The sequence below is a fragment of the Albimonas sp. genome (assembly GCF_055129145.1).
On the sequence record NZ_JBSRTQ010000020.1, the window covers coordinates 1 to 19,854 of the forward strand.

Here is a 19,854-nt window from a genome sequence, read left to right on the forward strand (position 1 = left end):
CGACCTGGTGGAGGACGACGCGCAAGGCGTGCGCTGGCGCACGGCGGCGGAGACGAAGCGCCTGCTCTCCATGATGACGCCCCGCCATCTCGCCCGGATCGAGGCGGCGAAGGCCGAGGCCGCCCGCGCCGGGCGCGCCCAGGCCGGCACGCTTTATCGCCGCACCCGACCCGATGGCGCGGGGGGCACGGTGCAGCGGGCGGAAGTGCGCTTCGACCTCGCGGGCTGCCTGCGCACGCCGGCGGGCGGGTCGTCGCGCCAGACGCTGGTGCTGGTCGAGCCTTCGGGACGGGTGCGGATGCGGCTGATCTCGGCGCGCGAGGCGGCGCGGCTGATGGGGCTGCCCGACAGCTACGCTCTGCCCAAGGGCTATACCGACGCCTACAAGCTGGCCGGCGACGGCGTGGCGGTTCCGGTGGCGCGCTGGATCGCCTCGCAGCTGGTGGAGCCGCTGCTCGACGCGATGGACGCGGCCGAAGCGGCATCCGACGTCAGGATCCGGGCGGCCGCGCGCCCCTGAGGTCAGGCGGCGGCGCGCCGCTAAACCCGCGCGCGGCCCCGGCCGAAGCCGGGCCGCGGCCGGCTTCTGACCAGCGCGTCGGGCGCGAAGACGGTGAAGGTGGCGTGGGCCCTGTCGGTCCCGCCCTGCCCGTCAGAGATGCCTTGGGCGAACGAGGTCTGCCGGCTCGCCCCCGACGCGAAGCGGTCGAAATCGCCGTCGCCCACCAGATCGACGAATCTGGGGGAGAGGCCCAAGTCCGACGACACCCGCGAACGGGTCGGCCGCGCCGGTCGGCGCCAGGACTCCCACCTCCGTGCCGGTTCATCAGCTCCAGGCCGGAGGCGTCGGTGACCTCGGTCACCGGATTGCGGTTCGCGGTCGGCGCGTCGCTGGCGGCGACGTTGACGGCGATGGTCAGCGCACCGCCTGGCGAGATCGTCGTCAGGGTCGGTGACGGACATGTCGGCGTCCAGCGGCTGCGGCGCGGCGTCGACCAGGTTTTCGCCGAAGACGACGCGCGGTCCGAAGCCGGTGAACCTGCCTCGCCACGATCAGCGATGACGCGAGCTTCCGGCCGCTCTGGCGCCCCCCCTTCGTCACCGCGCAGGCCGGCGAGGATGGTTTCCTCCTCAACGGCTTGGCGATGGCGACGCCCGCGCGGCCTGTGTCAGCCTGGTGGCGCGGTCCGACATGCCCCGCGGCTGGCGCGACCACCGCGGCGACGACGGCATGGTGCTGAACGTGGCCTCGGCGAGCCGGCGCCGACGGGCCTGTCGAAGCCGCATCCGCCGCGGCTTCATGACAGGCGACCGTGGGTGCTGCATCCGGGCCGGGGCGCGCTCTGCATCCTCGCCCCCCGCACCGGCGCCGCGACCGACGTCGCGCCCTGCCAGGGCCACGCCCGCGGTCCGGGCTTCGTCGGCCGCCACGCCGCCGCCGTCACGCCGGCCATGTGCGGCCTGCAGATCGTGGACATCGACAGCGGCCGGACCCTGCACCGGCTGTGCTGGAAGCGCACCCTCCGCGAGCGCGACGACGTCGCCATCCTGCCCGGGATCCGCCAGGCCGAAACGATCAGCTTTCTCGGCGCGGACATCGAACGCCACGTCACCATGGCGTCGGCCTGAAGTCTCCAGGCGCGATGCCGGCGGGGCCGATCTCGGTTCGCCGCGAGGGGACGTTCCAGATCCGCAGCGCCGGATCGGAAGGGGCGGCGAGCGCGCGCAATGGGAACCGGATCCTGAGGCCGGCACTGCACGCCGAAGGCAACAGCCGGGGTCGGAAGGGCGAGGTGGCGGGCCGAGGCTCGCAGGACCAGAATCCACAGGGCCGGAGCGGGGAACCGGCGTCGGTCGTCGCGATAGCGGAGAGAGACAGCTGGACCCAGGCGAGGAAGACCTCGCCTGGCATCGGGCCGCAGGTCGGCAGCGGCGCGTTCAGGCCCGACAGGCGCAGCGCGGGACGAAGGTCGTCGTCCGCCAATGATCTGGAGGTATGCCCATGCGCGGCGATCGCCGCGCAGGCGGGCCGTCTTCGTATCAGGCCCGGTCTCGTCGAGGAAGATCAGCCGCGCGGGGTGGAGGTCTGGCCGGCCCTCGAACCAGACCGGCCGGACGGCTCCCACGTCTTCGCGGTCCTGTCCGGCGGCATGGCCGTCCTTTTCGAACGCCAGGCCGTGGCGGGCGAAGCCGCGTCCGCGGCGTCCCGGCGGGACGCTCCGGCCTCCATCGGCCTGATCGCCCGGCCCCGAAGGTGATCCGAACAGGCTCGTCCCATCCAGGCCGGCCGTTCTCCTCCCGCGCGCAGGATGAATCGCAAGCCCGATGGGCGGGGAATCCCCTTTCGAGTCAGAGGCATGGGAGAACGCTCTAGGCGGTGTTGACGAAGTGGAGCGCAAAATCGGCCGACCGGCGCCGCGGCACACGAAGATGGCCTTCCGGCGCGCCCTGCCCCCCGGATCGAGCGCCTGCGCACGGGCGTCCCCCCGGCGGAATCGGCGGACCATGATCCTGGCCGCCGGACTGCGTCTGGTGGAAGTGGACGCGTCGAACCCGACCTGCGGCCCGATGACTGACGAGGGCTTCCGCGCCTATGCAGACCGGGTCCTGGTCCCGCCTCCCGGCGATGCGGTGATCCTGGACAAACCTCTCCCGCCGCAACGACGCCGAGGCCGCAGACGCTCGATGCCTTCAGGCCATGCGGATGCGCCAGTCCCTTCGCGGCCGCTCGTCATGAGCCGGAACGGTCGCAAAACCCTCCCGCAGCCGGCATCGCGCCCCAGGTCAGCTCGCCGCCCGCAGGCGGGCCGCCGCGTTGTCGAACGCGAAGAAACCGGTCGACTCGTCGAGACGTCTCACCTGGCCGCCGAGATCATGCGCGGCGGAGGCGCTCTTGTCGGCCAGCGACGAATTCTGCTGCGTGATCTGATCCATCGAGGCGATCGCGGAGGCGATCTCATCGACGCCCGAGGACTGCTCCCGACTGGCGGCAGAGATTTCGGTGATCGTGTTCGAAACGCTGCTGATCGCCTCGACGATATCCTTGAGCGCATCCCCGGTCTCGGTGACCAGCCGCACGCCGTCTTCGACGCTCGCGGCGCTGGACTTGATCAGGTTCTTGATATCGTGCGCCGCGTCGGCGGAACGCTGCGCCAGCATCCGCACCTCCGACGCGACGACGGCGAAGCCCTTGCCGGCCTCGCCGGCGCGCGCCGCCTCCACCGCCGCGTTCAGGGCCAGCAGATTGGTCTGGAAGGCGATGCCGTCGATTACGGTGACGATTTCCGTGATCTTGCTCGATCCCGCCTTGATCTGCCCCATCGCGTTCACCGCCGTGGCGACCACGGCCCCGCCACGGTCGGCGCGCTTGCGCGCGTCGACGGAAAGACTGGCCGCGTCGCTCGCATTCTCCGCGGACCGCTTCACGGTCGCAGCCATCTCCTCCATGGTCGCCGCGATCTCCTCCAGACTCGCGGCCTGGCTCTCGGCGCGCGACGACAGATCCACGGCGCCGTCGGCGATCTCTTCGGTGGCGGATCCGATGGCCGTCGAGGCGGCCTTGATGTCCTGCACGGTCTCGCCCAGACGTTCGATCGTGGCGTTCACGTTCGATTGCAGGTCGGCGAAGGCGCCCCGGTAGGCGCCTGTCATCCGGGCGTTCAGATCGCCGCGCGCCAGCGCCGCCATCACCGTCACCGTCTCGCCCACGCCCTTCGACACGGTCTCCATCAGGCCGTTCATCTGGCGGGCGAACAGGTTGAGCCCGTCATCCTCGAACCGGGGATCCACACGGGCCGAGAAATCGCCCGCATCAGCAGCCGACACGATCCGGGAGACGTCGACCTGCAGCGCCGCGCGCTCCGCCGCGTCGCGCTCGCGCGTCTCCGCCTCCCTGGCCGCGTCGTCGAGGCGCGCCTTCTCGATCGCGTTGAGTTTGAACACCTGCAGCGCCTGCGCCATCCGGCCGACCTCGTCGCGCCGGGACCGGCCGACGACGGCCACGTCGTGATCGCCCTCCGCCAGCCGGCGCATCGCATCGGTGATCCCGAGGATCGGCGAGGCGATCCCGTTCCCCACCCGCCAGGCGGCGCCCAGGCCGAGCGCGATCGCGACGATCATCCCACCGAGGACCAGCAGGTAAGTCTGCGACGCCGTCGAGTCGTTCGCCGCAGTGCGCTGGACGATCAGGGCCTGCTCTTCGGCATGGAAGGCGGCCAAAATCGCGCGGAAACGGTCGAAATATTGTTTGCCTCGGGCTTCGGCGACCATGTCGCGCATGTCGTCCATGCTCTTCGCGCCGACGATGCCGGTCCGCAGCTCGATCATCGGCTGGGCGACCTCGCCGAGCCAGCCGTCGATGATCTGCGCCGCCGCGCCGATCCGGGCGACCTGGGCGGGATTGTCGCCGACCGTCGTCGCGAGCGCCGCGACGAGCTCGGCGAAGCGGGCGCGCCCGGCTTCGAAGGGCTCGAGAAACGCCTCGTCGCCGGCCAGCAGATAGCCGCGCAGACCGGTCTCCATGTCGATCGCCGCGGTCAGGACATCCTTCGCCGCGCCGATGACCGCGTAGGTATGGGTCACCCAATCCATGGCCGCGCGCGTCTGGTCCGGGGTGGACACGCCGCCGTCAAGCTGCGCGTCGAGTTCGGCGCTTCGGTCCGACAACAGCGCGCGTTCGATCTCGATGAATTCGGCGATCTGGGTTCGGAAGCGGTCGAAGAAGACCTTGCCGCGCGCTTCGCCCACGATCCGGGCGACGTCATTCATCGAGGGCGCATCGCCGATCGCGCGGCGCAGGTCGATCTGGACCTCGGCGACCTGAGACTGCCATTCGCGCAGCACTTTCTCGGCTTCCGCCAGTCGGGCGACCTGCGGGGGATTGTCCGAAACCGTCTTCCGAAGATCCGTGATCGCAGCGTAGGCGGCCTTTTCGCCGGCGCGGTAGGGCTCGAGGAACGAGTCCGCGCCGGCGAGGAGGAAGCCGCGCATCCCGGTCTCCATGTTCACGGCCGAGGCGACGATGCTCTCCGCCTCCGACAGCACGACGCGCGTGTGGTCGACCCAGCCGCTGGTGCGCACCAGCTTGTCGACGTTGAACAGCGAGATCAGGCCGAGCCCGACCAGGAGCGCCAGCGTCGGCAGGACGCCCAGCAGGATCTTGGTGCTGGTCTTGAGATTGGCGAACCAGGTGGCGGGCGGCTCGGACGTGGCTTGCGTGTCGGCGACGGTCATCGCTGGGTCGAGGCCCCTGTCTTATCGGCGCGAGGCGGTCGATGACCTCGGCATGGCTGGCGGGCGACCGCCCGGACCGGTCCGAGCGAGTCCGCTCGTCGATCAGAGGGGGTTTTCCAGCAAGAACGTTCACAATGCGTTATCGGCGCGGCGCCGATCCGAACGGGTCACGTCACGCCCCCGCGAAGGAGGCGACCGCCGGCCGGCGGCGGACCGCATGTAGCTGACCAGTTTCGATCCACGCCCCCGCGAAGGGGGGGGACCGCCCAACACTTAACCTTTGGCGCAGGCGCTGAAAATACCGCGCGCTTCGCGAACCCGCAGGTCCGCCCCAGGCGAAGCGAACGGTTTTCGGCACGGTCTTCGCCCAGGACAGGCTTTTCAGGGAGTTGCGTCGCGTGCGAACCTGCCGGGGCGCGTCGGCGCCCTTGGGGTTCGCAGGCGTCACAGGATCAGCGGGCCGTTCAGGTCCAGGCTCGGCTTCGCGCCCACATGCTCGACCCGACGGGTCCAGTTCGATCCGAGGTGATAGTATCGCAGACTATCCACCTCAGGGCGGATGATCGCTTCCAGCCGCGCCTTCAGCCGGGTCCAGCGGGCGGGATCGACCTCGATCTCGAAGACCGAGAACTGGACGCGCTGGCCATGATCCTCGCAGGCGCGCGCCACCTGGCGCAACCGCTTCCTGCCGCTCTCGTCCTGGGAGCTCACATCGTAGGTCACCAGCACCATCATCGCTCAGCTCCAGAACCAGGGCGGATAGCCATCGAGGTCGCCGCGCAGATGGCGGGCGAGCAGCTGCGCCCGCAGATGAGCGACCAGTCCGAAGGGCGCCTTCTCCTGCAGGAACGGGCGCCGGCGCTCCTCCTTCTTCCGCTCCTGCCAGGCGGTCAGGACGGTGCGGCGGGCTTCGTCGGACAGGAGCGTCGCGCCGCCGTCCATCCGGCGGAAATCGCCGACGCGCAGCTGGCGGCGGTTGATCAGGGACAGGGCGAGCCGGTCGGCGAGCGGGGCGCGAAGCTCCTCCATCAGATCCAGCGCCAGACTCGGTCTTCCAGGGCGATCGCGGTGGAGAAAGCCCACGGCCGGGTCCAGGCCCACGCCTTCGCAGGCTGATCTGCAGTCGTGAACCAGAAGCGTGTAGAGAAACGAGAGCAGCGCGTTGACCGGGTCAAGAGGCGGACGCCGCGATCGGCCGATCCAGGCGAACTCGGGATCGGGCGAGCGGACCAGATGGCCGAAGACGGCGAAGTACCGGTTCGCCGCCTCGCCTTCGGAGCCGCGAAGCGTTTCGACGGAGGCGTCGGTGAGCTGCACCCGACGCAGAATGGCGGCCAGACGTGCGGTCGCATCTTCGAGCGCAACGCGCGCGCCATCTTCCATCTCTTGGCCATGGTCGCGCGAGGCGCGGCGCAGCACGGCGCGCTGGTTCGCGATCTTGCCCATCACGAAGGAGCGCACGATCTCCACGCCTGCGCTTTCGTCCGCGGCGCGATACTGGGCGCGGCGCAGCAGGACATTGCCGGTCGCAGGCCCCTCGATGCGGACCTTCTCGGCGCCCTCGATCTCGGCGACCAGGGTCTCGCCATCCTTCCTCAGGACAGCGCCTTCGGTCGTGACGTAGACGGTGTTGAGCAGCTTCTTCACGGCGCGTCGTCCTCGGCGAGCGCGCGGGTCACCATCCGGTCGCGCCAGGCTTGAACGGGGCGGGCGACGACACCGGGCCGGCAAAGGTCGACCAGCGAGCAGGCCCGGCAACGTGAACGGTGGGGCGTGGGCGGCGGCGTCACCCCGCCGGCGAGTATCCCCGCGAGCTCTGTGGCGGCCGCTTCGGTCAGGCTGCGGAGCGCGGCGTCGAAGGGCACGCGCAAGCGCCGCTTCGTCTGGGCATAGTAAAGCGCCCCCTCGGCGACGACGGCGCCCGTCATCTCCTCCAGGCACAGCGCCTGGGCGCAGAGCTGCACCTCGTCCGCGCGGTGCAGCTTGGGTTTGCCGCGCTTGTATTCCACCGGCAGCGGCGACTCGCGACCGTCAGGGTTCGCGGCGAACTCCACCAGATCCGCGATGCCCGCGAGGTTCAGCCGCGCCCTGCCCCGCGGCTCGCCCCCTTGTCCGCCACCGCGTGCAGCACGTCGCCTTCGGCGGTGAAGCGGTTGTCGGCCCAGAGCCGCTCGACATGGATCAACGCCGCCTGCCGCGCGCAATAGACCACATGCTGGAGGGCCGAGATCGGCATCGGCTCCTCCTGCGGATCCTGCGCCGCGGCGGAAGGCATCAGATCATCTCGAGGATCTCGACGCCCGGCGGGAGATCAGCGCGATCAATTTCGACGGCATAGTCGGAAAAACGGCGCGCGGGCGGCAGGTTGTCGAGCCGCGCATCGATTTCGCGGAAGGCTCCGTCCACCTTCCGCCCGATGCGAACCCGCTCGAAGAGCCTGTGCGAAGGGGCGTTCCCCAAGGCGGACTCATGGCGGAACACGATCAGGCCGCGCGTCGTCATTTCCCCGCGCGCGGCCGAACGGTCATGTTCGAACATGTTGGTCAGCGCCTCGAACAGCAATGCGAGGTCGGCGTCGGAGAATCCGGTTCTCTCCGCGAACTTCGCTGACACGAAGCCATGCGCTGCGTAGAGCCCGTAAGGCACGATGTGCTTGCGGCCCATGGTGCGGTTGTCGACCCGGGAGTCGCCATCGTCGCCTTCGGCACGCTGCTTCTTCTCCGCCTCGTTGGTCGCGGCCATGCGCGTGATCGAGATCTCGGCAGGCATGATCGGCTCGATAGAGCTCGCGAAAGTCATTTGCACCGGGCCCTTCACCTGCCCGCAGTTCACGCCGGTGGACATCACGGCGCCGAAGGTGCGCACATCGAAGAAGTTCTTGCACATGAAGTCGCGAAGCTGCTTCGCCTCCGCATCGTCCTTGGGATTGAGCTTGGCCTTCGGGTCCTCGATCTTCGCATCGTCCGGTCGCAGGGCGCGATAGGCCTGGCGATGCTTGTCGTTCAGGATCGCGCCTTCCTCGACATAAATATGGCAGCCATCCTCTCCGTGAGGCGCGAGGTCCACGTAATTGCGGATCTTCCGCTTGAGGCTCACGTCGGTGACGAGGCCCTGGTTCGTCTCGGGATCGAGGCGAGGCAGGTTGCCCGCGTCGGGATCGCCGTTCGGATTGCCGTTGGTCACGTCGAAAAGCAGCACGAAGTCGTGCCGGCGGGCGAGAACGGTCATGCCACGGTCTCCTCAGGCTCGAGCTCGGAGCCGGTTTCGGGGCGCTTGCGGAAGAAGTCGCTGCGCTGGTGGTAGTAACCGAGGCCGAACAGCGCCTGTTCGGCCATGGGAAGCGAGACGGGATAGGGATCCGCGCCGGGGGACATCCGATCCGCGATGGACCCCAGCAGCTTCTCCAGATTCACCGCCCGGCCCGGACTGAGCTTGCGCAGTTTCTGAAGGTGATTGGCCGAGCCGCGGTCGAGCAGGCTGAACACCCTGCGCGGCGTGGCCGACGCGGAACCATAGAACTTGTCCCGGATCGTCGCGTTCACCCGGCCGCCGAGGGCCGAGCGCTGGATCTCCTCGTAAACCGCGAAGAGCCTTCCCAGCATATAGCCCCTGTCTTCGAATTCCGGATCGAGCGCCACGGGGACCTCCCTGTTGAAGTTGCGGACCAGAACCGAGCGCATCATCGCAGCGCGCAGGGCGTCGAGGCGGCCGTCGGCCCGGATGCGGACGAGCGCGAGCGACAGCAGCGTCAGCGGATAGGGCGTGCCGGCGAGGATCGCGCGCGCGTAGTCGCCGGCAAGGTTGGGCGGCACGTTCTCACGCTTGCCCTGCACAGCCAGCTCCGCAAGCCAGCGCCAGAGCGGCGGGAAGCCGTCGCGAGGAGGCGGGTCGATCCGCGTGTCCGCGAGGAACCGTTGGTAGTTGGCGGTCAGCCGGCCGAAATCGCCTTCCCAATGGAAGCGGATCGACAGGCGGGCCGCATTCGGCGCGAAGCCGATCACATGAAAACGCACGCCTTCGAGGTCCGGCGCGACCTGCGTCAGGCGCTGACCCTGGCGGATGCGCTCGAGCTGGACGCCGATCCGCTTCGTCGCCGCGGCATCATCGGCCGCGGGATCGAGAAAGGCCGCGAACAGGGCTTCCGCCTCCTCCGCCGCCCCGGCCTCCGAGGCGTCGGCCCAGAACACGGTCGACGCGTCGCCGATCTGGATGCGGTGGCCGCTGTCGCGGTCGAGAAAGCGGTTCAGGGCGAAGCCGTAGGCGAAGGCGGCGGATTCGCCGACCGGAGCGTTGTCGCCCTGATCGTGGCCGTAAGAGGTGAAAGCGTCGAGGTTGAAGGAGACGAGGCTCGCGCCCGAGGACTGCGCGCCCCAGACGCCCTTCACCGTGGGGTGCAGGCGCGCGACCGGCCCCGCCTCGCCGGTCACCAGGCAGACGAGAGGGGCGGAGGCGCTTTCATCTTTCAGGCGACGCCAGAGGGCTTGGGCGGTGGGGCGATCGTGAAGGAAGCGGTCCCGACGCTCGTCGGCGAGGGCGAAGACGAGGTTCTGGTCCAGCATTTCCGGCGACCAGAGGGGCGGAACGAAGCGCTCCGGCGTCCAGTCGGCGAGGAACCGCAGCAGGGCCAGCAGGCCTTCGTCCTGCGTCTCCGCCAGCCGCTCCTCGTGGCGCCGGCGGAAATCCGCGTGCTCATCGGCCGTCCGCTTGCCCACGCCGGCCGTCACGCCCAGGACATAGGCGGACTTGTCCCACAGAAAATTGGACGCGATGCCGACCGTGCAGTTGACCGCCTGCGGGACCAGCATCGCCCGCGGGCTTCCAGTGGATCGCCTCGAGGATGCCGCGGGCGGCGGACGGAGTCATCACGTCGTAGCTGACGCGTTCCACCTTCATCTCGGGCCGGGTGAAAAGGGCGTGGCGTCCGTGGACGTCCAGGCGAATCCCGTAGGTCATCTGAAATTCCCTTGTCCCAAAGAACGCTCGAGGATGAACGGGCGCAAGCGAAATTATCTCAAATAAACAAATACCCGGATCGATTTTACATGCTGCGCCGCTGCATGGTTCATATCAGGGATTGATCCACCGCCAGATACTCAGCATCCTCCCATTGCAGCCCGCTGTCCGCCCGGTAGAGCGACTGCGCGCGCAAGACGCAGAACTGGTCGCCGCGCAGCCCGGGCGCCTCGAACGCCGCATGGCCGCAGGCCACAAGCCGCGCCCGGGCGAGGGCCGGGACCTGCACCACATGGCGCTGAAGCGCGCGCGCCAGGGCGCCCGAGGGGATGGTCTTCACGCCCAGTTTCTCCACCGTCGCCTCGGCCGCCGTCCCCCAGGGCGTGACGACCGGGACCATGGTGGTCTCGATCATGCGGAACAGCTCCGCGACCTCGCGGAATGCGAAGTCCGGACCCTGGCGGGAAAGCGTGAACCGTCCCAGAATCCCGTGGCGATCCAGAAGCCTGTCCTTGCGCCAGTAGACCTCCTCGAACCAGTCGCGGATCGCGTCGAGCGACAGCAGGTCCTCGTGCCGGCGCGCCACGCTCATCGTCGCCTCGGCCAGCGCGCGGATTTCGGCGGGGCCGGGATGCTCCGGCGCTGCGAAGACCGTGACGAGGCTGTCCTCCGCGGGCCGGCGACCTTCCCGATTGCAGCGGCCCGCCGCCTGCACGATGCCGTCAAGGCCGGTCTCCGCCCGCCACACAAGCGGAAAGTCCAGGTCGACGCCGGCCTCGACCAGGCTCGTCGCGATCACCCGGCAGGGCGCGCCCGCGCGAAGGCGCTCCCGCACCTCCGCCAGGATCTCCTGCCGATGCGCGGCGCACTGGCGGGTGGTGAGGTGAACCAGCCCCTCGAGCCCTGCCCCGCCCGCCGACCGGAACAGGTCCAGCGCATGAGCGCGCGTGTTCACGATCGCCAGCCCCTGATCGGTCGCGGCCAGAGCCTGGATCAGTTCCCCGTCTTCCATCGGCCCCGCCAGGCGCACTCGGGTGCGACGCAGACGGTTCGCGAGGCCCGCCGGATCAGGCGCCAGCTCCCGCCCCGCCAGGTCGAGCCCGCCGACCAGGCGCCGGCTGTCGAAGGCGGGTTGGGTCGCCGTGCAGAGCACGACGGTGCAGCCGTAGTGGCGCGCCAGCACGTCGATCATTTGCAGGGACGGCGCCAGAAGATCCCGCGGAAGCGCCTGCGCCTCGTCCAGAATGATCACCGAGCCGGCGATGTTGTGAAGCTTCCGCACCCGCGACGGACGGGCGGCGAACAGGCTCTCGAAGAGCTGGACATTGGTGGTGACCACGATCGGCGCGGCCCAGTCCTCCATGGCCAGGCGCAGCTTCTCGCGCCCTTCCCGCGCGCCGTGGTCTTCGTCGATTGCGGGACGACGCTTGCGCTCCTCGCGCGCGTAAGGCTCCTCGTCGATGGCGGAATGATGCTCGAGGACCGTCTCGTCGCCGAACATGCCGCGGAAGATCGCGGCGGTCTGGTCGATGATCGACGTGAACGGGATCGCGTAGATGATCCGGCGAAGGCCGTGCGTCCGGGCGTGCTCGAGCGCGAAGCCCAGGGAGGCCAGCGTCTTGCCGCCGCCCGTGGGCACGGTGAGGGTGAAGAGCCCCGGCGCCCGGCCCGCCGCGCCGCGCACATGGGCCAGAACCTCCCGACGAAGCGCATTGACCTCGCGCTCGCCCGAAAGGCTCGCGATCTTTGCGTCGAAGGCGGTGATGAGCCGAGGCGCCAGCGCCTGCAACGTCGGCCAGTCACGTTCGGGCGCCCGCCCCTCCAGGCCGTCGTAAAACGCCTCGGTATCGCGGAAATCGGCGTCGACCAGGCATGAGAACACCATGCGCGACGCGACGGACAGCGCGAAGCCCGCGTGCGGTCCGGGCACGGCCTTCGCCGCCAGTTCGGCCGAGACGCCGGCGAAGTCGACGGCGATCTCGGTCCGCCAGGCCGGGTCGAGCGCGTCGACGAAGCGTTCCAGCCGCCGGTCGAAACAGGCCCCCGTGGCGTCCACGCGGTTGGGGAGGCCCGCATGATGGCCAAGAATGCCGTAGGCCAGCATATCGGCGGCACAGCATTCTTTCCGTCCTGCGATTTCGCGAAGCATCGCCGCGCCGGCCGTCGAGTGGTCGACTTGGACGGCCTCGCCCCTCAGACGTCGGTCGAAGTCGGGAGCGTATTTTCCCAGATCGTGCAGCAGTCCCGCAGCCCTTGCGGCGGCCTCCAGCTTCAGCGGACGCCCGCGCTCCGCCGCCAGCGTGGCGGTCTGCTGCAGGTGATCGGCAAGCGGCTGCCAGTCGCTTCGGTCCGCCATGGCGCCGGAATGTGCAAAACGCATGGTTTCCCCTCCGGAACAGGCCGCCTCGAACCATGAATGGAAAAGAAATAGATTCAAGAGTTCGAGATTCGGTGGGAGCTTCCCACGCGTCTCCGCCGTGCTTCGACACCCTTCGAGCGGCCTCCAGCCGTCGCGCAGGCCCGCTCACGCCGAAGGCGGCCGCCCAGCCCGTTCAGCCCCCGGGGTCCGGGCGGGCGCCATCCCCGGAGCGGCGGCGCGCTTGATCGGGAAGGCGGTCAGCTTGCGCAGACCGATTTCGGGGCCGCGGCCTTGGAGCGCCGCGCCGATATCGGCCGCGCCGTCAGGCGCGATCGCCGGGAACCGACTGGTTCGCACCGACGGCGGCTGAGCCAAGCCCACGCCGCGAAAGACCGCGCACGGGAATACCCGGGGGACAGCCTGAGCGCAGGCTGTTCCTCGAGTTATTCTCGCAAGTCATTGGGAATTATGGTGCACCGGGAGCGATTCGAACGCCCGACCCCCAGATTCGTAGTCTGGTGCTCTATCCAGCTGAGCTACCGGTGCAGTGCTTCGCGGTGTTTTCCGCGTCGCTGGCGGTGTGTAGCGAGCGGGCGGAGGGGTTGCAAGGGGGTAATTTTCACTTGCCTCGCCACGCCACCTCCGCCCCCCGACCCCCACCCTCCCTTACCCAAGGTCGCGCCAGGCGGGGCGCTCGCCGGGGGCGGAAGTCGCCTCGTAGGCCGCACGGGCGACGGCGCGCGCCACGCAGTCGGCCGCCGCCGCCCCCAAGGCCGCCAGCGCGCGCAGGCGGGCACGGCCCTCGCCCAACGGTCGCCGGCCCGTGGCCAGCGCAAAGACCGTGTCGCCGTCCATCGGCGAATGCGACGGACGGATGGCGCGGGCGTAGCCGTCCTGGCCCATCATCGCGAGGCGCAGGCACTCGGCCGTCGTCAGGTCCGCATCGGTCGCCACCACGCCGATGGCGGTCGCCCCGCCCGACGGCGGCGGCGGGCCGGCGAAGCGGCTCTCGACAGGGAACGGCTCGGCGGTGGGGCGCCAGTCGGGGCCGGGGCGCAGGCCGCCGAATTCGGGGCGCCCCTCGAACTCCTGCTCGAACGGCCAGGCCCAGAAGGCGCGCGAGCCCGGCATGGTGACGGCGCCGACCGGGTTGGCGGCGACCAGGGCCGCGACGGCGACCGGCCCGCCATCGGAAGCGAAACCCGGCAGCGCCAGCGAGGCCGAGCCGAGCCCCCCCTTCATCGCCCCGGCATTGGCCCCCCTGCCCGCGCCGACGGAGCCGAGCGCGAAGCGGGACCCGGCGGCGGCCAGCGCCGCGCGGGCGAGGCGGGGATGCGGCGGGCCGCCCTCGGCCGCGAAGGCGGCGGCGGAATGGGGCCCGAGGTCGTAGAGGATCGCGGCGGGCACGATCGGCACGGGCGGATGATCGGGGTGAACCGCAAGCCCCCGGCCCGAAGCCGACAGCGCCGCGGCCACCGCATCCGCCGCGCCGAGGCCCAGCGCCGACCCGCCGGCGAGCACGATGGCATGGACGCCGCCGACCTGATTTTCGGGAGACAGCGCCTCGGTCTCACGGGTGCCGGGCCCGCCGCCGCGCACGTCGACCGCGGCGCGGGCGAAGGCGTCGGGCAGGATGAGTGTGACGCCGGTTCGGGCGGCCGGGTCGTCGGCGTTGCCGACCGAGAGGCCGGCGACGTCGGTGAGCAGATTGAGCGGGCCGGGCGCGGGGCGGGCGGTCATGCGGGATCTCCGGGTCGGGTTGCATTCGGATGGGCGGGAAGGAGGGACGCGGGCGCCCGACGGCCTGGAACTGGCGGCGCGAGGACGACCCCGGGGCGCGCCATTCGGTCGCAAGCGGACCGAGGGCGGCGCGTTTCGCGCGGTGGCGCGAGGCGCGCACGGGGGTCGCATGCCATCGCCTGGGATGCGTGTCGGACCCGGCTTTCGGCCCGGCGCCCGGGCGATACGGACCGGCAACGGAAGGCAGGCGGCGCGGCGCGTTGCGGGCGGGGATCGCGCGGCAAGGGATCGACGGCGATCGGTCGCCGCCCTGCCCGGCCCGGCGGAGCGGACGGGGCGATCCCGGCCCGGAATCGACTCGCGACGCAGGACCGGGAGGCCGGGGATCGAGGGGCGGTCACGGGAAAACGGGAGGACGACGGGCGGGGCTCGGCGCCGCGGATCACGTTTCGTCCTGCGGCCCGGGGCGCGGCGCGGACGCCGGGCGGCGCACGAAGGCGCGGATCACGCCGCGGGCGGACTCGACTTCCGCGCCCTCGGCCTCGGTCGTCGGCGCGGGAGCGGCGCGGGGCGGCGGCGCCCCGGACGACGTGGCCTCGCCGGCGGGAAGGGTCACGCGGAACCAGGCACCCTCGGTGGTCGAGCCCGCCAGTTCCACCGTGCCGCCATGGCTGCGCGCGAGTTCGGCCGCGATGGCGAGGCCGAGGCCCGCGCCGCCCCGCGTCGCCCCCCCCTTGAACGGGGTGAACAGATGTGCGCGCGCGCGCTCGGGCAGCCCCGGTCCCTGGTCGGTGACGTCGATCGCCACCCGCCCCCCGTCGCGGCGCGCGGCGATGCGGACCTCGCCGCCCCGGCCGGCGCTCTCCATCGCCTGACGGGCGTTGCGCGCGAGATTGCCGAGGATCCGGTGCAGCTGGTCGGGGTCGGCGGGGGCGAGCAGCCCCTCGGGCGCGTCGTTCACGAAACGCACTTCGCCCGCCCCCCCGGCGCCGGGATGGTCGCGGTCGGGGAAGACGCTTTCGCCCACCTCCTCGACCAGCGCGCGCAGAGCGACGAGGCGGATCACCGGGGCCGGCTCCTCGGCCTTGCCGTAGTCGAGCGTCGAGGTGCAGAGCGTCGCCGCCCGGTCCAGCGCCCGGATGATCTTGGGCCCGACCCGCGCCACGCCGGCGTCGGCCGAACCCTCCAGCCGGTCGGCGAGCAGCTGCGCCGTGGCCAGCATGTTGCGCAGATCATGGGAGACCTTGGCCAGCGCCTCGCCCATCGCCGCCAGCCGCGCGCGCTGGCGCAGCGCGGCGCGGACGTCCGTCTCCAGCCGGGCCAGCGTCGCCTCCGCCGCCGCGATCTCGGTGATCGAGGACGCAGGGCGGATGACGCGGGACTGATCCTCGGGGTCGTCGGCGAAGGCGCGCATGTTGTCGATCACCCGCGTCATCGGGCGCACAAGAAAGCGACGCAGCGCGAGCGCGATCAGCACTCCGGTGACGGCGGAGATCACCAGCGACACCGCCAGCACCCGCAGCGCGAATTTGGTCATCGCGAGCCGGAGCTGATTCTCCTGCATCGTCGCCTCGATCGCCACGCCGCCGCCATGCACCGGCAGGCCAATCACCCGGATCACCCGCCCCCTGGGGGCCACGAAGGCGGCGAAGGCGTCGCGGATCAGGGTCATCGCGCCGGCGTCGCGCAGGTCGAAGGAGGCGTGCACCGCGTGCACCGGGGCGGGCAGCGCCAGAATCAGTTCGCGCGCCTCATCGCGGCGCAGCACGATGTTGAGCACTTCGGAGGTCTTGAGCAGCTCCGCCTCCAGCTCCGGCGTCACCATGTCGTCGGGGGTGGCGAGCAGGGCCAGCGACGCGATCTGGGCGCGCTCCAGGCGCTCGGTCAGCCAGGCCTCGCGGAAATTGGCGATCGAGGGCACGAAGATCAGCACCTCGGTCACCATCACGAAGACCACGGTCAGCGCGAGCAGGCGGCCTGACAGGCTTCGGAACAGCATTGGGCGGGGTCCCCGCGGCCGGTTCGACGCACGCGCCTCCGGCCGGCGGGGAGGCGGGGGGCTGCGGCCCGGCCCCTGTCGCCGCGTCGGACGCGATTGCCGCGATCCTAGTCATGCGCTACGACCCGCGCCAGTGGCCGTGCGCCTCGACGCGCCGGACAGCGAACGCGCGTCCGGGCTCGTCCCGGGAAAACCGCGCCCTGACGGGGAGGTCGGGACATGCCCACGACGACCATGGACGTCATCCTGGCCGGAAAACGGCTGCGGGTCGCCGCGCGCTCGGACGCCGAGCGGGAATTCTGGGCGAGCCTCGCCCCCGGCGCCACGGGCGCGTGGGAGGACGAGACGCTGGCCTTCGTCGCCGCCCGCGCCCGGCCGGGCGTGGTCTTCGTCGACATCGGCGCCTGGATCGGCCCGGTCAGCCTGCTCGCCGCCAAGCTCGGCGCGCGGGTGGTGGCGCTGGAGCCCGATCCGGTGGCGCGCGCCTCGCTGGAGGACAATTTCGCGCTGAACGGCCTGCGGGCCGAAGTGATCCCGGCGGCGCTGCACAGCGACGGCGCGGGGCTGCTGCTGTTCGGCGGGCGCAAGGGGCTCGGCGCCTCGATGACCTCGGCTCTGGGCGTGCATCGGGGGGAGCCGGTCAACGTCGCCACCGTCACCCCGGCCGAGGTGGCCGACCGCGCGGGTCCGGGGCCGGCGCTGATGAAGGTCGACATCGAGGGGCACGAATACGCGGTGGCCCCGATGCTCGCCGATCTGCGCGCCAAGCTGGGGGGAGAGGGCGGGGCGGCGCTGCATCTGTCGCTGCATCCCCGGCAGCTGTGGAAGAAGCTGCGCCGGGACTGGACGCTTTTCGCCCGGCGCAAGGCCTATGAGGCGACCAGGGGCGCGCTGGAGGCGTTCGGCGACGCGCCGATGCGGATTTCGGGAGAGTCCGAGCCGCTGACGCCCGAACGGCTGCGCGCCCGTTTCGGCCCGATCTATGCGGGCAACCGCAATTTCGCGGTGGAGATCGGGGGCTGAGGGGGGGCTCCCCCCTCGCCTCTACCCCAGTTTCGCCAACAGCCGGACCACGCGCTTCACCCACGGGTTTTTGAACAGCTTGGGTGAATAATGCTGCCCCGCCGCACGTTTGGAGAGTTCGCCCAGCGTCGGATAGGGCGCGATCATGCCCGCCACGGCGCTGAGCTTCACCTTGGCGCCGATGACGAGGGTCCAGAGGCCGATCAGCTCGCCCGCCTGCGCGCCGACGATGCCGACGCCCACCGGCCTGCCGCCCACCACCAGCAGCTTCAACAGGCCCTCGGTCGCGCCCTCCGCCACCGCCCGGTCGGAGCCGGCATAAGGCACGCGGATCACCTCGAGTTTCGCGCCATGGGTCTTGCGGGCCTCGGCCTCGGTCGGGCCGACGCGGGCGAGCTCGGGGTCGGTGTAGACCGCGGAGGGCATCGCCGGCGTCTCGGCCTTGATCGGCAGGCGGAAGAGCGCGTTGCGGATCACCAGCCCCGCCTGCCAGCCGGCGGAATGGGTGAAGGCGGGCAGCCCCGCGGCGGCGTCGCCAATGGCGTAGATCCGCCGGTTCGACGTGCGCAGCCCCTTGTCGACCGTCACCCCGCCCTTGCCGGCCTTGACCCCCGCCGCCTTGAGGTTCAGCCCCGACACGTCCGCCGAGCGCCCGGTGGCGACCAGCAGGTGCGACCCGACCCAGGTCCGCCCGTCCTCCGTCGTCAGGCCAACCCCGTCGGGACCGTCGGAGACGGAGGCGACGCGCGCCCCCTCCACGATCTCGATCCCCTCGCCCCGCAGCGCGGTCAGGGCGATGGCGGCGAGCTCGGGGTCCTCGCGCCCCAGGGCCTTGTCCGCCTCGACCACCACCACGTCGCAGCCGAGCCGGCGATGGGCCTGCGCCATCTCCAGCCCGATGGCGCCGCCGCCGAGGATCAGGAGGCGCGCCGGGCGGTCGCGCAGGGCGAACACCGTTTCGGAGGTCAGATGCGGCGTTTCCGCCAGCCCCGGGATCGGCGGGATCACGGGCCGCCCGCCGGTGGCGATGACGAAACGCCGCGCCCGGATGCGCGCGCCGCCGGCGGAGACCTCGTCCGGCCCCTCGAATTTTGCAAAAGCCTGGATGACGGTGACGCCCAGGCCCTCGAACCGCGCCACCGAATCCATCGGGGCGATTTCGGCGATGGCGGCGGCGACATGGTCCTTGGCGCCGGCGAAGTCGACCTCCACCGGGCCTGAGGTCACCCCGAAGCGCGCCCCGGCGGCGGCATGATGCGCGGCCTTGCCGGCGGCGAGCAGGGCCTTCGAGGGCACGCAGCCGGTGTTGAGGCAGTCGCCCCCCATCGCCCCCGCCTCGATCAGCACCACCGAAGCGCCCATCTGCACCGCGCCGGACGCGACCGAGAGCCCGGCCGAGCCCGCCCCGATCACGCAGAGGTCGGGGGTCAGGGTCTTGCCTGCAGGGTCGGTCATGATGCGTCGTCCTTCTTGATGTCGAGGTTCGGGTCGGCGGCCTCGACCGCTGCGGGGCGCAGGGCGCGCAAAACCATCGGCAGGGCGGCGAGCAGGCCGAGCCCGATCAGAGGCCCCAGCACGGAAGGCGTGAAGATCAGCCCCAGATCCGGCGCCTCGCCCCGGTCGAAGACCTCGCCGAGCCCGGCCCCGACCCAGGTGTAGACCGCCGTCCCCGGCAGGATGCCGACGAAGGTGGTCCATATGTAGGTGCGCACCCGCACGCCGAGAAAGGCGGGCGCGAGATTGGCCAGGAAGAACGGAACCGCCGGCACCAGCCGCATCACGAGCAGGACCGAGACCTGGTTGGTCTCCACCCCCTTGCGCAGCCGCGCCATGAAGCCGCCGCGCCCGGCGAGCCGCGCCTCCAGCCGCGCGCCGAGCGCGGAGCGGGCGGCGAGGAAGATGGCGGCGGCCCCGAGGGTGGCGGCGACGGCGGTCAGCCCGGCGCCGAGGACGAGCCCGAACAGGAAGCCCCCCGACAGCGTCAGGATCAGCGCCCCGGGCAGCGACACCGCCACGGCCCCGGCGTAGACGCAGACGAAGACCAGCGCCGCGCGGAGGGGGGCCGCGTCGCGCCAGGCGATCAGCGCCTCGCGGTTGTCGGCGAGCGTCTGGAACGACAGGCGGTCGCCCAGCGCCCACCAGGCCGCGGCGGCGAGCGCGACCAGCGCCACCGGCCCCGCCCAGCGCCGCCAGGCGGGGCCGCGGGGCGCGGGGCCCGGCTCGGGCTTGTCGGCGGGGGCGCTGGACATCGCGGGGGCTCCTCGGAGACGGATCGGGGGGGCGGATCCGGGGGGGGCGGCACGGGTTTGGCGGGCCCGCCCGGCGGGAATCGGCGCCGGCGGCGCTTGCGCGTCGGACCCGGTCCCCCGATATGCCGCCCGGATCGCCGGCGGGGATAGGGGGCTCACGGCCCGTTGATGTCCGGTGACCTCAATGCTTCAGGACGCGCCCCACCCGTCCGGCGCGCTTTTCGCCGTCCGCAACCGGCGCTTCGGCGGCAGGCGAGCATTGACAGCCGGCGGGCCCCGCTTTATCCGACGCGCTCCGG

General features: G+C 71.3%; 17 protein-coding genes and 1 tRNA gene. 4 read left to right on the forward strand and 14 right to left on the reverse strand.

The features are described 5' to 3' along the window. The 3 genes from ACTB72_RS05530 to ACTB72_RS05540 all read left to right on the forward strand — a co-directional run. A partial coding sequence (locus tag ACTB72_RS05530; RefSeq protein WP_463035987.1) for a DNA cytosine methyltransferase occupies nt 1–520 on the forward strand: 520 nt, incomplete at its 5' end. A 532-nt stretch (nt 521–1,052) separates the two neighbouring features. After that, nucleotides 1,053–1,241, forward strand: a complete 189-nt coding sequence (locus ACTB72_RS05535; RefSeq protein WP_463036023.1) for a hypothetical protein — start codon at nt 1,053–1,055, stop codon at nt 1,239–1,241. A 31-nt stretch (nt 1,242–1,272) separates the two neighbouring features. After that, nucleotides 1,273–1,629 (forward strand): DUF4915 domain-containing protein, encoded by a 357-nt coding sequence (locus ACTB72_RS05540; protein ID WP_463036024.1) that lies wholly within the window; start codon nt 1,273–1,275, stop codon nt 1,627–1,629. 1,155 nt (nt 1,630–2,784) lie between these two features. Here the strand turns inward: ACTB72_RS05540 and ACTB72_RS05545 are convergent. The 12 genes from ACTB72_RS05545 to ACTB72_RS05600 form a co-directional block, all read right to left on the reverse strand. Continuing rightward, nucleotides 2,785–5,232 (reverse strand): CHASE3 domain-containing protein, encoded by a 2,448-nt coding sequence (locus ACTB72_RS05545; RefSeq protein WP_463035988.1) that lies wholly within the window; start codon nt 5,230–5,232, stop codon nt 2,785–2,787. 444 nt (nt 5,233–5,676) lie between these two features. Then, nucleotides 5,677–5,967, reverse strand: a complete 291-nt coding sequence (gene cas2, locus ACTB72_RS05550; RefSeq protein ID WP_463035989.1) for a CRISPR-associated endonuclease Cas2 — start codon at nt 5,965–5,967, stop codon at nt 5,677–5,679. Nucleotides 5,968–5,970: 3 nt separating this feature from the next. After that, nucleotides 5,971–6,879, reverse strand: coding sequence for a type I-C CRISPR-associated endonuclease Cas1c (cas1c, locus tag ACTB72_RS05555; RefSeq protein WP_463035990.1), 909 nt, complete (start codon nt 6,877–6,879; stop codon nt 5,971–5,973). Next, a complete protein-coding gene (gene cas4 / locus ACTB72_RS05560; RefSeq protein WP_463035991.1) occupies nt 6,876–7,286 on the reverse strand; it encodes a CRISPR-associated protein Cas4 in 411 nt (136 codons plus the stop codon). The genes cas1c and cas4 overlap by 4 nt, the downstream gene beginning before the upstream one ends. 23 nt (nt 7,287–7,309) lie before the next feature. After that, nucleotides 7,310–7,507, reverse strand: a complete 198-nt coding sequence (locus ACTB72_RS05565; protein WP_463035992.1) for a CRISPR-associated protein Cas4 — start codon at nt 7,505–7,507, stop codon at nt 7,310–7,312. Beyond that, complete coding sequence (gene cas7c, locus ACTB72_RS05570) at nt 7,507–8,460, reverse strand: type I-C CRISPR-associated protein Cas7/Csd2 (protein ID WP_463035993.1); 954 nt, start codon at nt 8,458–8,460, stop codon at nt 7,507–7,509. Before cas7c ends, ACTB72_RS05565 begins: the two co-directional genes overlap by 1 nt. After that, nucleotides 8,457–10,037: a type I-C CRISPR-associated protein Cas8c/Csd1 gene (gene cas8c, locus ACTB72_RS05575; protein ID WP_463035994.1), complete on the reverse strand. Its 1,581-nt coding sequence runs from the start codon at nt 10,035–10,037 to the stop codon at nt 8,457–8,459. Before cas8c ends, cas7c begins: the two co-directional genes overlap by 4 nt. Further along, nucleotides 9,922–10,185, reverse strand: coding sequence for a CRISPR-associated protein Cas5 (gene cas5 / locus ACTB72_RS05580; protein WP_463035995.1), 264 nt, complete (start codon nt 10,183–10,185; stop codon nt 9,922–9,924). Before cas5 ends, cas8c begins: the two co-directional genes overlap by 116 nt. A gap of 109 nt (nt 10,186–10,294) precedes the next feature. Next, complete coding sequence (gene cas3, locus ACTB72_RS05585) at nt 10,295–12,565, reverse strand: CRISPR-associated helicase Cas3' (protein ID WP_463035996.1); 2,271 nt, start codon at nt 12,563–12,565, stop codon at nt 10,295–10,297. A 448-nt stretch (nt 12,566–13,013) separates the two neighbouring features. After that, nucleotides 13,014–13,090: transfer RNA gene (locus tag ACTB72_RS05590), tRNA-Arg, on the reverse strand. A 120-nt stretch (nt 13,091–13,210) separates the two neighbouring features. Next, a complete protein-coding gene (locus ACTB72_RS05595) occupies nt 13,211–14,284 on the reverse strand; it encodes a P1 family peptidase (RefSeq protein ID WP_463035997.1) in 1,074 nt (357 codons plus the stop codon). A 442-nt stretch (nt 14,285–14,726) separates the two neighbouring features. Then, on the reverse strand, nt 14,727–16,283 hold the full coding sequence (locus ACTB72_RS05600) for a sensor histidine kinase (RefSeq protein WP_463035998.1): 1,557 nt from the start codon (nt 16,281–16,283) through the stop codon (nt 14,727–14,729). Between the two features lie 219 nt (nt 16,284–16,502). On the opposite strand from ACTB72_RS05600, the gene ACTB72_RS05605 reads away from it, so the two are divergent. Next, nucleotides 16,503–17,306: an FkbM family methyltransferase gene (locus tag ACTB72_RS05605; RefSeq protein WP_463035999.1), complete on the forward strand. Its 804-nt coding sequence runs from the start codon at nt 16,503–16,505 to the stop codon at nt 17,304–17,306. 21 nt (nt 17,307–17,327) lie between these two features. Here the strand turns inward: ACTB72_RS05605 and ACTB72_RS05610 are convergent, their stop codons facing one another. After that, complete coding sequence (locus ACTB72_RS05610; RefSeq protein WP_463036000.1) at nt 17,328–18,761, reverse strand: dihydrolipoyl dehydrogenase family protein; 1,434 nt, start codon at nt 18,759–18,761, stop codon at nt 17,328–17,330. Next, nucleotides 18,758–19,555 carry a TVP38/TMEM64 family protein gene (locus tag ACTB72_RS05615; protein WP_463036001.1) on the reverse strand — a complete coding sequence of 266 codons (798 nt, stop codon included), beginning with the start codon at nt 19,553–19,555 and terminating at the stop codon, nt 18,758–18,760. Before ACTB72_RS05615 ends, ACTB72_RS05610 begins: the two co-directional genes overlap by 4 nt. Nucleotides 19,556–19,854: the final 299 nt, after the last annotated feature.

Bases quoted from the DNA above. Each gene is read 5' to 3' on its own strand.
- ACTB72_RS05600 (WP_463035998.1), bottom strand. From the start codon at position 16,283: ATGCTGTTCCGAAGCCTGTCAGGCCGCCTGCTCGCGCTGACCGTGGTC.
- ACTB72_RS05595 (WP_463035997.1), bottom strand. From the start codon at position 14,284: ATGACCGCCCGCCCCGCGCCCGGCCCGCTCAATCTGCTCACCGACGTC.
- ACTB72_RS05545 (WP_463035988.1), bottom strand. From the start codon at position 5,232: ATGACCGTCGCCGACACGCAAGCCACGTCCGAGCCGCCCGCCACCTGG.
- cas7c (WP_463035993.1), bottom strand. From the start codon at position 8,460: ATGACCGTTCTCGCCCGCCGGCACGACTTCGTGCTGCTTTTCGACGTG.
- cas8c (WP_463035994.1), bottom strand. From the start codon at position 10,037: ATGCTGGTCCCGCAGGCGGTCAACTGCACGGTCGGCATCGCGTCCAAT.
- ACTB72_RS05565 (WP_463035992.1), bottom strand. From the start codon at position 7,507: ATGCCTTCCGCCGCGGCGCAGGATCCGCAGGAGGAGCCGATGCCGATC.
- cas5 (WP_463035995.1), bottom strand. From the start codon at position 10,185: ATGACCTACGGGATTCGCCTGGACGTCCACGGACGCCACGCCCTTTTC.
- ACTB72_RS05605 (WP_463035999.1), top strand. From the start codon at position 16,503: ATGCCCACGACGACCATGGACGTCATCCTGGCCGGAAAACGGCTGCGG.
- cas2 (WP_463035989.1), bottom strand. From the start codon at position 5,967: ATGATGGTGCTGGTGACCTACGATGTGAGCTCCCAGGACGAGAGCGGC.
- cas3 (WP_463035996.1), bottom strand. From the start codon at position 12,565: ATGCGTTTTGCACATTCCGGCGCCATGGCGGACCGAAGCGACTGGCAG.
- ACTB72_RS05615 (WP_463036001.1), bottom strand. From the start codon at position 19,555: ATGTCCAGCGCCCCCGCCGACAAGCCCGAGCCGGGCCCCGCGCCCCGC.
- ACTB72_RS05610 (WP_463036000.1), bottom strand. From the start codon at position 18,761: ATGACCGACCCTGCAGGCAAGACCCTGACCCCCGACCTCTGCGTGATC.